Below are 11,658 nucleotides of genomic sequence, written 5' to 3'. Positions count from 1 at the left end.
CCCCGCCCCCCTTGACCGGGGCGCCGCCTCCGATCCCCCCGGGACGCGGCGCCCCACCTCACTCAGCACCCAGTGGAGAACCCATGTACAGACTCACCGGAGTCACCAAGCGCTACACGCGGGGCAAGGAGACGGTCGAGGCGCTGCGCGGCATCGACCTGACCATCGAGGACGGCGACCAGCTCGTCATCCAGGGCCCCACCGGCGGCGGCAAGTCGACGCTGCTCCAGATGATCGGCGGTCTTGACCGCCCGACCGAGGGCAGCGTCCTGCTGGACGACGTCGACCTCGCCAAGGTCAGCGAGACCAAGCTGACCCGGCTGCGCGCCGAGAAGATCGGCATCATCTTCCAGGCGTTCAACCTCATCCCGACGCTCACCGCCCAGGAGAACGTCGAGACCGCCCTCGTCCCGCTCGGCATCAAGCCGGCCGAGCGCCGCGAGCGCGCCGCCGAGGCGCTGCGCTCCGTCGGTCTCGGCGAGCGCCTCGCGCACGCCCCCGCCGAGCTCTCCGGCGGCCAGCAGCAGCGTGTCGCGATCGCCCGCGCGCTGGTCAAGAAGCCGAAGGTGCTGCTCGCCGACGAGCCGACCGGCAACCTCGACGAGGGCACCCGCGACGACATCATGGCCCTGCTCGAAGGCCTCTGGCACGAGTACGGGCTGACCTTCATCATGGTCACCCACGACTCCTCCATCGCCCGCCGCGCCCCGCGCCTGGCCACCATCAAGGCCGGCCAGATCACCCTCACCGAGCAGGGCGGCGGACAGCGGTACGCGCAGCAGGCGGCGGGGCACGGCGGCCGGCCCCAGCAGGCCCAGCAGGCCCAGCAGGCGGCGTACGGCCAGCAGCCGTACGTGCAGCAGCAGTACGGGGGCGGCCAGGGTTACTGACCGTCGGACGTGAGCGGCCCGGGGCCGCTCACCGCTTGAGGAGCCGGTCGATCTCGGCCGTCTGCTCGGCGGTGAGCGGCCCCTTCGCGAGCGCGCCGGCGTTCTGCTCGGCCTGGGCGACGGACCGGAAGCCGGGGATCGGGAGGGTGCGCGGGCCGCGGGCCCAGATCCAGGCGAGCGCGCCCTGGGCGAGGGTCCGCCCGTCGCTGGTGAGGACCTCGCGGACGGCCTCGATCCGCTCGACCCACTCGGGGTCGGCCCCGGCGCCGTCCCCGAAGCCGGGCAGCCAGGCCGGCGGCCTGCTCCGGATGTCCCCGTCCCCGGCCCCCGCCCGCCGCCCCGCGAGCAACCCCATGGCCAGCGGCCCTCGGTTGATGCCGGCCAGCTCCAGCTCCTCGCTCAGCGCGGTGAGTTCAGGCGCGTCCTGGAGCACGTTGAGGGTGTACTGCACGGCCGTGCAGTGCGGCCCCTCGGCGAAGACGGCGGCACGGGCCGGGTCGTCGGTGCTCCAGCCGTAGCCGCGGATCAGCCCCTCCCCCACCAACTCCTCGCAGACGTCGCGGAGTTCGGCGGCGCGCACTGGGTCGCCGTCGGAGATGTGGAACTGGTAGAGGTCGACGTGGTCGGTGCCGAGGCGGCGCAGGGAGGCGGTGAGGGCGCGGCGGACGTGGGCCGGGGAGTCGTCCTGGCCGACGGAGGTACGGGTCTCCTCGTCGAAGAGGTTGCCCCACTTGGTGGCGATGACGACGTCGTCCCGCCGCTTGCCGAGGGCCCGGCCGAGGACGCGCTCGCTGTGCCCGGCGCCGTAGGTGTCGGCGGTGTCGAAGAAGGTGACGCCGAGGTCGAGGGCGCGGTGGATGGCCCGTACGGACTCGTCGTCGTCGACCTTGCCCCAGCCGAGCGGCTGCCCGCTCGGGTCCTGCCACTCACCGCCGATGGCCCAGCAGCCGAAGCCGAGCGCGCTGACGCGGATGCCGGAACGTCCCAGGGTCCTGGTGGTGCTGTCGGTTTCCATGCCGAAGACGCTAGGAGTTGGAGCGCACCCGAAGACAAGGGAATTACCGGAGCCGCTGCCGGACATCCGGCACGCACTACCCGATGCCCAGGACCGGCAGGCACTCCTCGACGCCGCTCAGCTCGATGTCGTCCCGGCGGCCCGCTTCCCACACGTCTCTGGTGAGCCGCCACTGCTGGATCCGCGCGGGCTCACCGCGGCGGGTGTCCCAGTCCGTGCCGTTCGGTTCATAGCCCAGGCCCCGGGAGACGCGGTTGGACGCCTCGTTGTCGACGAAGGCGTCGCTGCCGGCCTCGCGCGCGCCCAGCCCGGCGAAGGCCAGATGCAGGATCGCCGCCCGCATCTCCCTGCCGAGCCCCTGTCCGCGGCTGCCGGGGGCCAGCCAGGAGAAGCTGGACACCGTGCCGAACCGGGCGAAGTCCCTGCCGACGAGATCCTGCATGCCGACCGGTTCACCGTCGACGAGCACCGCGAAGTACAGCCGCCACGCGTCCGGGCTCACCCGGGCGCGACCGGCCCACACGGCCCGCAGCCACCGCCACTCGCGGTCCGGGCTGTCGGCGTAGAACGAACTCGGGTCGTCGAACGGCCACGGCTCGACGTCGGCGACCCCGGCCCGCACGAGCGGCACCAGTCGTTCCAGCAGTTCGTCGGAGGCACCGGCCAACGTCAGCCGCGGTGTACGGACTTCGACGTTCAGCGGCGGATAGGTATGAGCCACGCCCGGACGCTAGCCATCCCGCCCGGCGACCGCATCCGGTTTTCTCCGTCCGCGCAACCCGTCCCGCCCGGGCGAACACTGACTGACAGTGACGTGGCGCTTGCTTCTTGCTTCACCCGAAAAGACTGCGGAAATATACAAATTGACCCTCTTCGGCCGATCGGTAGACAGGTCGCGAGAGAGGGAGAGGGGGGCGTATGACGCAGGGACGAAAAATCGCGGTCATCGTGCTGGCGGCGGCCGGAGTGATCTCCACGCCACTGATCTGGCTGGCGGGCGGTGCCGACGCGGGACAACTGGCCGGGGCCTCCATTCAGGCCGCTGTCGGCATCGTCGCCCTGGTCTGGGCCCTGTTCCAGCATCCGGAAGACCGTACCGAAGACACCGCCGTACGGACCGGAGTGGCACGCGCGAGCGGCGGCGGCCGAGCTGTCACCGGCATCAGACGCGCACAAGGCCGCGGCAGCGGACCAGCACGCGCTGAGCGGACCGGCAATGCCACTGCCACTGGCAAGGACAGCACCGCCACCACCGGCATCGACTACAGCTGACCTGCCCGACTGCGCTGCAAGCGCCCAGGGGGACAGAAGGAAGATCGCATGGCCCAGGGAGACAACCGCCGAAGCGGCCTGGACAGCGCCGCTGCGGTGGACACGGCGATCGATACCGGGGCCGCCACGGCCTCATCCGGAGGCACAGCGGTGAGCGGTCACCGCGGGCCGGCCCCGGGAACCCGTCGCGGTCCGGTCGCTTCGGTGCATCTGTCCGCCTCCGGAGATGCGACCGCCGCCTCCGGAGGACTCGCCAACACGGGCTACATCGCCGCGCTCACCCTGCAGCAGCGCGGACCCCAGGAACCCGCCTCCTGGCCGCACCAGGTCGGTGTCATCCCGCCCGTCACACGGTCCTTTCTGCACCGCACCGAGGCCCACCTCCTACGGGCGAAGATCAACAGCGGCGGCACCGCAGTCCTGACTCAGCTACTGACCGGCATGGGCGGGGTGGGCAAGACCCAGCTCGCCGCCGACTATGCCCGCACCGCCTGGAACGACCCCAGCGCAATCGGCGGCTTGGACGTCCTGGTGTGGACTACCGCCAGCAGCCGCCAGGCCATCGTGAACGGATACGCACAGGCCGGTGTCGAGCTGTGCCGAGCCGACCCCAACGATGCGGAAACGGCTGCCCGCACCTTCCTCGCGTGGCTCAGCCCCAAGGCCACGGCGAGGACATGCCGGTGGCTGATCGTCCTGGACGACGTCGCCGACCCCACCGACGTGAACGGGCTGTGGCCCCCGGACAGCCCCCACGGCCGCACCCTGGTCACCACCCGCCGCCGGGATGCCGCGTTGACCGGCCTGGGTCACCACACAGTCGAGGTCGGCCTGTTCACCGAAGGCGATGCCCTCACCTATCTCACCAAGTGCCTGACGGGACACGGTCGCGACGGCGAATCGGCCGACCAGCTGACTGTCCTGGCAGCAGATCTCGGACATCTGCCCTTGGCCCTTTCCCAGGCGGCCGCCTACCTCATCGACTCCGGCGAGACGGTGGCCGACTACCGCCACCGGCTGGCCGACCGGTCCACGCCCCTGACCGACACCACACCCGGGGCTCTGCCCGACGGACAGGCCCTTCCGCTCGCCGCTGCCTGGTCTCTGTCCATCGACCGCGCAGACGCTCTGCACCCGGCCGGCCTGGCCCGCCCGATGCTTCACCTGACCAGCCTGCTCGATGCCAACGGCATCCCCGACACCGTCCTGACCAGCGAGCCTGTTCTCGCCCACCTCACCACGCACCGCTCGTGCCCCGCCCCGGCCTCGGTCTCCCGCCGGGACGCGGTACACGCCCTGCGCGCGCTGTATCGGCTCAGTCTCATCGGCCACACCCCTCGCACCCCCCATCAGGCCGTTCGGGTTCATCAGCTCATCCAGCGCACCACCCGCGACGCCCTCACCCCGCATCAGCACGACCAAGCCGTCCGCACGGTCGCCGATGCTCTGGTCTGCGCCTGGCCCTCAGTCGAACGCGACACCGGGCTCACCCAGGCCCTGCGCGCCAACGCACAAGCTCTCACCGCCTGTGCCGAAGACGCCCTGTACCGGCCCAACGCGCATGCGGTGCTGTATCGCTTGGGCACCAGCCTCGGCGAGGCCGGCCAGGTCGCCGCCGCCCGAGACCACTACCGGCATCTGGCCGACACGAACACCCGCCGCCTCGGCCCCGATCATCCCGACACCGTCACCGCTCTGGGCAATCTGGCCCGATGGCGAGGCGAGGCGGGAGACGCCGCTGTCGCCGCAGACGCCCTCGCCCACCTGCTGGAACGTACGGTGCGGGTGCTGGGCAAGGATCACCCCGACACGCTCACCACACGCCACAGCCTCGCCCGCTGGCGGGGCCGGGCGGGGGACGCCGCCAGCGCCGCAGCCGGCCTCGCCGAACTGCTACCCGACCAACTGCGCGTCCTGGGACCGGACCACCCCGACACGCTCACCACACGTGGCTACCTCGCGTTCTGGCGCGGCAGGACGGGCGACGCCGCAGGAGCCGTGGCAGGCCTCGCCGACCTCCTGCCCGACCAGGAACGCATCCTCGGCCCGGACCACCCCGACGCTCTCGTCACCCGTGGCAACCTCGCGCAGTGGCGGGGCCGGGCGGGGGACGCCGCCACCGCCGCAGCCGATCTCGCCGAGCTGCTGGAGCGCAAGGAGAAGGTGTTGGGCCTCGAACACCCGCACACTCTGGCGACCCGGAAAATGCTCAGCCATTGGCGGACCCAGGCGGAACAACGACAAGGCGTCAAGGAGGCCTGAGCCGCTTCCGCGTCAAGTCACGGACGCCGCGCTTCCGCAGGTCTTGGCCGCCTAGGCCTGCCCGGTCTCGAAGCGGGAGATGCGGCCGTCGGTGTCGACGGTGAAGTTCCAGCGGGTCAGCATCTCGCCCCAGGTGTCGTTGCGGTAGTGGGCGACGAGGGAGCGGCCGCCGTTGGACTCGTTGTCGACGTCGATGTGGCCGTTGGAGGAGAAGATCTCCCGGTCGATCCACTCGTCGAGGTTCCGGTCGGAGCCGTCGTCCGCCATGGTGGCGCCCGGGGAGAGCAGGTCGAGGAAGCTCTCGCGGTCGTGGGAGTTGAGGGCGGTGACGAAGGCCCGTACGGCCGGATCGCTGAGCTTGTCCGTTTTGATGGTCATGCCGGTCAGCCTCACACCGCGGCCGGGGGCCCGCCACCCGAACGGCGGCGCGGACGGGCCGTTCGGGTGGGGCGGATGCGACGGTGGAGACCCGTGATCCGTAGTCGCCGATGGGAGCCACCGTGAGCTGTTGTGACCGACGAGACGTGGGGCTGCTGCTGCTCCGGCTGGGGACCGGCGGGGTGCTGGCGGCGCACGGCGCGCAGAAGCTGCTCGGCTGGTTCGGCGGGGGCGGGATCGAGGGCACGGGCCAGTTCATGGAGTCGGTCGGGTACGCGCCCGGGCGGCAGAGCGCGATGGCGGCGGGGCTGGCGGAGGCGGGCGGCGGCACGCTGCTGGCGCTGGGCCTCGCGACCCCGGCGGCGGGGGCGGCGGCGGCCGGTGCGATGGCGGGCGCGGCCGCGCTGCACATGCCGAACGGGTTCTTCGCGGCGGAGGGCGGCTACGAGTACGCGGCGAGCCTGGGCCTGACCGCGGCCGGCCTGGCGGTCTCGGGTCCCGGCCGGCTCTCCCTGGACCACGCGTTCGGGCATGTCTTCGACCGGGGCTGGATGGTCCCGGCGGCGCTCGGTGTGACGGCCGCGGTGACGGCGGCGGTGATCGGGGCGCGGAACCAGCGGGTACGGCGGGAGAAGGAGGGCGAGCAGGAGGCGCTGTTCGAGGAATGACCGCGGGCCGGGGCAGACTTCCCGTCATGACGGAACAGCGGACGACACCGCCTGCGCAGGACCCGGACATCTGGACCTCCGTCGAGGACCTGTGGACCTGGCTGGACGCCCACCGCGCGCACGGCGGCGAGACCGGCCTCGTGCTGCGCATGCTGAAGCTCACGGAGGAGGTCGGCGAGGTCGCCCAGGCGGTGATCGGCGCGACCGGCCAGAACCCCCGCAAGGGCGTCACCCACACCTGGGAGGATGTACAGGGCGAGCTGTGCGACGTGGTGATCACGGCGCTGGTGGCGCTGCGGACGCTCACGCCGGACACGCGAGGGGTGTTCGAGCGGCACCTCGCCGGGGTGCGGGAGCGCTCGCTGGGCCCGGCCGCGCCCTAGCCCGGCCCGTGCCCGTACGCGTTCTTCAGCGGGAGCGCTCGACGCTCCACCGGGGCAGCCGCTCGAAGAAGTCGACCGCCTCGCTCCGCCATCTCGGCCGCCAGCCGGTGGCCACCAGGGCGGCCTGTTCCGCGTGGTCGCGCATCCGGGAGCGCAGCCCGGCGGCCACCCCGCGCTCCTCGGCGATCTCCCGGATGGTGGCGATCGTCGCGGCCGTGCAGGCGGGATCGCCGAGCGCGTTCTCCACCACGGCGCGCTCCGCCCCCTTGAGGGAGGAGAGCAGGGCGGTCACCAGATAGCTGCGCTTGCCGTCGCGGATGTCGGTGCCGGTGGGCTTGCCCATCTCCGTACCGTCCCCGAACAGGTCCAGATAGTCGTCCCGCAGCTGCGCACAGATCCCGACCAGCCGCGCGTAGCGCCGCAACTCCCCTTCGTGGTGAGCCGGTTGTCCGCCGGCCGCCAGCAGTCCCAGTTCCAGGGGCGCCAGCAGCGAGTAGCGGGCGGACTTGAAGTCCGCCACCTGGTGCAGGACTTCGGTGTCCGGGAGTTCCCCGGTGACATCGCGTTCCAGGTCGACGACCTGGCCCAGGATGGTCTCGGCCGCCGCCCTGGTGTGGGCCTCGGTCATGGCCTGCCGGACCGGCGGTGACACCCGCGCGTCGAGCAGTGCCCGCAGGGAGAGGGCCAGCGCGAGGTCGCCCGCGAGCACGGTGAGGGCGAGCGCGGTCCGGGGGCGGCCGGGGAACCGCTCGCGGTAGGCGTAGTACGTGGAGGGGCCGCCGCGCCGGGTGGGGCTGTCGTCGATGAGGTCGTCGTGGACCAGGCCGTGGGTGTGCAGCAGTTCGAGGCTCAGGGCCGCCTCGTCCAGTCCGGCCACGGGCCCGTCGGTCACCAGGCGGGCCGCCTCGTGCAGGATCACCACGCGGATCCGTTTGCCGCCCCGCAGGGACAACTCCCGCAGCAGCTCCAGGCATTCGGGAGTGAAGCGGCCGTACGTCGGGGTGTCGAGGGCACCGTCCAGGGAGGCGAAGTACTTCTCGAAGAGCCTCTCGAAGGACTGGGCGTGCCCGGCCAGCCGGGCCGTCAGGGAGGCGGTGACACCGTCGGTGTCGGGCATGGGCGGGAGCTCCTGAGGAGGGCGCGCGGACAGGGACGTCCATGATGCGCGACGGGACGCCGATCTCCCGCATCCCGGCACCGGCCGGCGCCGGACCGGCCGGTGCCGGCGGGGCTCAGGAGGCGGCGGCCCGGCCGATCGTCACGCGGAGGTGCTTCATCAGCGGCTGGTCGCTCTGTTCGCTGTAGTCGCATAGGGCGATCAGCACGTTCATCTCGGGCATGTAGCCGGCCGCGCAGCCGCGGGGCACGTCGTAGGGGACGGCGAGGTAGCCGTTCAGGGTGCGGGTGGTGCCGTCCTTTGCGGTGCTGGTGATGTCGACGGGGTCGAACTCCGCGATACCGCGTTCGCGCATGTCGGCCGGGTTCATGAAGACGAGGGTGCGAAGGTTCTTGACGCCCCGGTAGCGGTCGTTGTCGGAGTAGATCGTGGTGTTCCACTGGTCGTGGGAGCGCATGGTGCCCAGCGCCAGGGTGCCGGGGGCGGGGACGACGTCCGGCAGGGGTGCCGAGGAGAACTCCGCGCGTCCGGAGGGCGTGCTGAAGACCAGTTCGCGGGCGGGCTGGCGGATGCGGAAGCCGAGCGGCAGCCGGACCCGCCGGTTGAAGTCCTCGAAGCCGTCGAGGACTTGGGCCATGGTGTCGCGGATGCGGTCGTAGTCCTCGACGTACCAGGCCCAGGGGGTGGTGCTGGCGGGGAGGGCGGCGCGGGCGATGCCGGCGATGACGGCGGGTTCGGAGAGCAGGTGGGCGGAGGCGGGCTTCTTCATGCCGACCGACAAATGCACCATGCTCATCGAGTCCTCGACGGAGGTGCTCTGGACGCCGCAGCGCTGGTGGTCCTTCTCGGTGCGGCCGAGGCAGGGCAGGATCAGCGCCTGCCGGCCGTGCACCAGATGGCTCCGGTTGAGCTTGGTGCTCACCTGGACGGTGAGCGCGCAGCCGCGCAGGGCCCGGTAGGTGGCCTCGGTGTCCGGCGCGGCGAGGGCGAAGTTGCCGCCCATGCCGACGAACACGCTGATGTCGCCGTGGAGCATCGCCCGGATGGTGCCGACGGTGTCGAGGCCGTGTGCGCGGGGCGGGTCGATCCCGCAGACCCGGGCCAGCCGGTCCAGGAACTCCGGCTCGGGCCGGTGGTCGATGCCGCAGGTGCGGTTGCCCTGTACGTTGCTGTGCCCGCGCACGGGTGAGGGACCGGCGCCCTCCCTGCCGAGGTTGCCGCGCAGCAGAAGGACGTTGACGATCTCCCGTACGGTGTCGACCCCGTGCTCGTGCTGGCTGACGCCCAGGCACCAGCTGAAGATGGAGCGGTCGGCGTCCCGGTAGATCCGGGCCGCGCGGAGGATGTCGGCGCGGCCGATGCCGGACTGGCGCTCGATCTCCTCCCAGGGCGTGGCCTCGCACAGCTTGCGGTAGTCCTCGAAGCCGCTGGTGTAGCGGTCGACGAACTCCCGGTCCAGCGCCTTGGGATCGGACGTGGACTGGTCGAGGACGGCCTTGGCGATGCCCCGCAGCAGGGCCATGTCGCCGCCGACGCGCACCTGGAGGTCGAGGGTGCCGGTGGGGGTGGCGTGGTTGACGGCCATGTCCACGAAGTCGTGCGGGATGATCGTGCGCCGGGAGGCGGCCTCGATCAGCGGGTTGACGTGCACGATCCGGGCTCCGCGCCGGTAGGCGTCGGCGAGGGCGGTGAGCATGCGGGGCGCGTTGGACGCGGCGTTCACGCCCATGATGAACAGGGCGTCGGTGGCGTCCCAGTCCTTGAGGTCGACGGTGCCCTTGCCGGTGCCGAGGGAGTCGGTGAGGCCGCGTCCGCTCGCCTCGTGGCACATGTTGGAGCAGTCCGGCAGGTTGTTGGTGCCGAGTTCGCGGGCGAGGAGCTGGTACAGGAAGGTGGCCTCGTTGCCGAGCCGCCCGGAGGTGTAGAACGCCGCCCGGTTCGGGTCGTCCAGCTCCCGCAGTGCCCGCCCGGCCAGGGCGAACGCGTCCCGCCAGCTGATCGGCACATAGTGGTCGGACTCGGCGTCGTACACCATCGGCTCGGTCAGCCGGCCCTGGTCCTCCAGCGCGAAGTCGCTCCACCCGGAGAGTTCCGTGACGGAGTGGGCGGCGAAGAACTCCCGTCCGACCCGCTTGCGGGTCATCTCCCAGGTGACGTGCTTGACCCCGTTCTCGCAGAGGTCGAGGTGGAGCCCCTTGGTGTCGTCCGGCCAGGCGCAGCCGGGGCAGTCGAACCCCTCCCCCTCGTGGTTCATCTTCATGATCGCCCGCGGCCCGTCCACGAGCGCCCGCTCCCGCACGAGGAACTTGGTCACGCTCTTGGCGGCGCCCCAGCCGGCGGCCGGGTGGTGGTAGGGGTGGAAGAACGGCTCGCCCTCGGGCCGGGGCCCCACCCGGGCCTCGACCCCGTCCCCCGCTCCCGTCGCCTGCGGCCGTGCCCGCTTCTGCTCGTCGTGGGAGGTGCTCACGGCTCTCACCCTTCGCCGTCCAGAGCGCACACCGCCGGACCCGACGGCGTCCTCTGCCATGCTAGGCACGCCGGTCGGGCGGGGCGAGGCGAGCGGGCCGCGGTGCGCGACGGGTACGGGCGGACACGGACCGTCACGGCCGTGCGCCTCCGCCGTCCGGGACGGCCCGGGGGTCAGACGTTCGTGTTCTTGCGCAGGGCGTCCAGGCTCTTGCGGACCGGTGCGTACGACAGGCCGAAGACGGCCCAGGCGCCCTTGCCGGGACGGTACTTGAGCGCCGCCAGCAGAAGGTGCTCGGTGCCGAGACCGCTGTCGCCGATCTCCCGCATCTCGGCGGCCGCGCCCTCCAGCAGGGCCGCGTGCTCCTGGCTCGGCAGGATGTCGTCCGCGGACGTCCGCGCCACCGGCGGAATCATCTGCCGGCTGCGGTTGACGGCGAATTCATGGAAAGCCGCGAGATCCACGCCGTTGGCCACCAGCAGAGCCGAGAAAGTGGAATCGTCCTGCGCACTGAGAACGGTGAGCAGATGAATGGTGAATAATTCGGGACTGCGCTGAGCGGCGGCGAGTTCGCTCGCCGACCGCACCGCGGCGGCCATCCGGTCGGTGTACTGGACCTGCATGAGAAATTCCCTTCGCGGGCGAACTTCCGCCGTCGAATTCACGCGAACTCGACTGACTAAATAGCAACTTGACGATACATCGGCCAGGGATGGCAGTCTACATGGCATGACAAGCCAAGAGGACGAGAGAGCAATAACTGTACTCGTGGGCCGGTTTTTCCGAGCCCTCAATGAACGCCGCTTCGAAGGGGATTGGGGCAGCGAATACTTCACCGACGACGTAAAGGCCGAGAGCCCGCACGGAACGGCCGTGGGCGCCGCGGCCGTTCGCCAGTCGCAGCAGGCCGTGGAGGACTGGGCGGCGATCCAGTACATGAACACGGACCTCCTCGTCGAGGGTGACGCGGCCGATCCGGACGCCGCCACGGCGTCCTGGAACTCCCTGATGACCCATATCCACCACGAGGCCACGCTCCGGAAGCTCGGCGAGGGTCTCGACCCGCTGTTCACCGTGGGCGGCGTCTGGGACGTGGACCTGCGCCGCACGGCCGACGGCTGGCGTTTCTCCCGGACCTCGGTCCGCCCGGTATGGATGTCCGGGACCGCGCCGCAGCTCCCGGCGGCGGCCGAGTGATCCGGCGGA

At 71.5% G+C, this 11,658-nt stretch carries 11 protein-coding genes and 1 pseudogene; 6 read left to right on the top strand and 6 right to left on the bottom strand.

Annotated elements, in window-relative coordinates; genetic code table 11:
• Nucleotides 1-83: 83 nt before the first annotated feature.
• A pseudogene (locus ACIPSJ_RS05440) lies at nt 84-770 on the top strand (ABC transporter ATP-binding protein); the annotation flags it as partial.
• A 148-nt stretch (nt 771-918) separates the two neighbouring features.
• On the opposite strand, the gene ACIPSJ_RS05435 reads toward ACIPSJ_RS05440, so the two are convergent.
• Nucleotides 919-1,905 carry an aldo/keto reductase gene (locus ACIPSJ_RS05435; protein WP_359223187.1) on the bottom strand — a complete coding sequence of 329 codons (987 nt, stop codon included), beginning with the start codon at nt 1,903-1,905 and terminating at the stop codon, nt 919-921.
• A gap of 76 nt (nt 1,906-1,981) precedes the next feature.
• Nucleotides 1,982-2,626: a GNAT family protein gene (locus tag ACIPSJ_RS05430; protein WP_359223185.1), complete on the bottom strand. Its 645-nt coding sequence runs from the start codon at nt 2,624-2,626 to the stop codon at nt 1,982-1,984.
• A 197-nt stretch (nt 2,627-2,823) separates the two neighbouring features.
• Between ACIPSJ_RS05430 and ACIPSJ_RS05425 the strand changes: the two genes are divergently transcribed.
• Both ACIPSJ_RS05425 and ACIPSJ_RS05420 read left to right on the top strand, forming a co-directional pair.
• Nucleotides 2,824-3,177: a hypothetical protein gene (locus tag ACIPSJ_RS05425; RefSeq protein WP_401343657.1), complete on the top strand. Its 354-nt coding sequence runs from the start codon at nt 2,824-2,826 to the stop codon at nt 3,175-3,177.
• Between the two features lie 204 nt (nt 3,178-3,381).
• Nucleotides 3,382-5,439 carry a tetratricopeptide repeat protein gene (locus ACIPSJ_RS05420; RefSeq protein WP_401343654.1) on the top strand — a complete coding sequence of 686 codons (2,058 nt, stop codon included), beginning with the start codon at nt 3,382-3,384 and terminating at the stop codon, nt 5,437-5,439.
• Nucleotides 5,440-5,490: 51 nt separating this feature from the next.
• Here ACIPSJ_RS05420 and ACIPSJ_RS05415 read toward each other — a convergent pair whose 3' ends face one another.
• A complete protein-coding gene (locus ACIPSJ_RS05415) occupies nt 5,491-5,817 on the bottom strand; it encodes a nuclear transport factor 2 family protein (protein WP_359223180.1) in 327 nt (108 codons plus the stop codon).
• 122 nt (nt 5,818-5,939) lie between these two features.
• Between ACIPSJ_RS05415 and ACIPSJ_RS05410 the strand changes: the two genes are divergently transcribed.
• Both ACIPSJ_RS05410 and ACIPSJ_RS05405 read left to right on the top strand, forming a co-directional pair.
• Complete coding sequence (locus ACIPSJ_RS05410) at nt 5,940-6,485, top strand: DoxX family protein (protein ID WP_401343649.1); 546 nt, start codon at nt 5,940-5,942, stop codon at nt 6,483-6,485.
• Between the two features lie 26 nt (nt 6,486-6,511).
• Nucleotides 6,512-6,868 carry a MazG-like family protein gene (locus tag ACIPSJ_RS05405; RefSeq protein WP_355727035.1) on the top strand — a complete coding sequence of 119 codons (357 nt, stop codon included), beginning with the start codon at nt 6,512-6,514 and terminating at the stop codon, nt 6,866-6,868.
• A gap of 25 nt (nt 6,869-6,893) precedes the next feature.
• Here the strand turns inward: ACIPSJ_RS05405 and ACIPSJ_RS05400 are convergent, their stop codons facing one another.
• The 3 genes from ACIPSJ_RS05400 to ACIPSJ_RS05390 form a co-directional block, all read right to left on the bottom strand.
• Nucleotides 6,894-7,985, bottom strand: coding sequence for a polyprenyl synthetase family protein (locus tag ACIPSJ_RS05400; protein ID WP_401343646.1), 1,092 nt, complete (start codon nt 7,983-7,985; stop codon nt 6,894-6,896).
• A 115-nt stretch (nt 7,986-8,100) separates the two neighbouring features.
• The gene (locus ACIPSJ_RS05395) at nt 8,101-10,452 is read right to left on the bottom strand and encodes an FdhF/YdeP family oxidoreductase (RefSeq protein WP_401343644.1); all 2,352 of its coding nucleotides are present in this window, start codon (nt 10,450-10,452) and stop codon (nt 8,101-8,103) included.
• 173 nt (nt 10,453-10,625) lie between these two features.
• A complete protein-coding gene (locus ACIPSJ_RS05390) occupies nt 10,626-11,075 on the bottom strand; it encodes a Clp protease N-terminal domain-containing protein (RefSeq protein WP_355727039.1) in 450 nt (149 codons plus the stop codon).
• A gap of 106 nt (nt 11,076-11,181) precedes the next feature.
• On the opposite strand from ACIPSJ_RS05390, the gene ACIPSJ_RS05385 reads away from it, so the two are divergent.
• The gene (locus tag ACIPSJ_RS05385; protein WP_359223171.1) at nt 11,182-11,649 is read left to right on the top strand and encodes a nuclear transport factor 2 family protein; all 468 of its coding nucleotides are present in this window, start codon (nt 11,182-11,184) and stop codon (nt 11,647-11,649) included.
• Nucleotides 11,650-11,658: the final 9 nt, after the last annotated feature.

The organism is Streptomyces sp. NPDC090088 (assembly GCF_044747345.1).
GTDB lineage: Bacteria > Actinomycetota > Actinomycetes > Streptomycetales > Streptomycetaceae > Streptomyces.
The sequence above is the reverse complement of the archived record's forward strand: the minus strand, read 5'-3'. Positions and strand labels throughout refer to the sequence as shown.

Coding starts and splice junctions, on each gene's coding strand:
- ACIPSJ_RS05390 (WP_355727039.1), bottom strand. CDS start 11,075: ATGCAGGTCCAGTACACCGACCGGATGGCCGCCGCGGTGCGGTCGGCG.
- ACIPSJ_RS05435 (WP_359223187.1), bottom strand. CDS start 1,905: ATGGAAACCGACAGCACCACCAGGACCCTGGGACGTTCCGGCATCCGC.
- ACIPSJ_RS05385 (WP_359223171.1), top strand. CDS start 11,182: ATGACAAGCCAAGAGGACGAGAGAGCAATAACTGTACTCGTGGGCCGG.
- ACIPSJ_RS05400 (WP_401343646.1), bottom strand. CDS start 7,985: ATGCCCGACACCGACGGTGTCACCGCCTCCCTGACGGCCCGGCTGGCC.
- ACIPSJ_RS05425 (WP_401343657.1), top strand. CDS start 2,824: ATGACGCAGGGACGAAAAATCGCGGTCATCGTGCTGGCGGCGGCCGGA.
- ACIPSJ_RS05405 (WP_355727035.1), top strand. CDS start 6,512: ATGACGGAACAGCGGACGACACCGCCTGCGCAGGACCCGGACATCTGG.
- ACIPSJ_RS05415 (WP_359223180.1), bottom strand. CDS start 5,817: ATGACCATCAAAACGGACAAGCTCAGCGATCCGGCCGTACGGGCCTTC.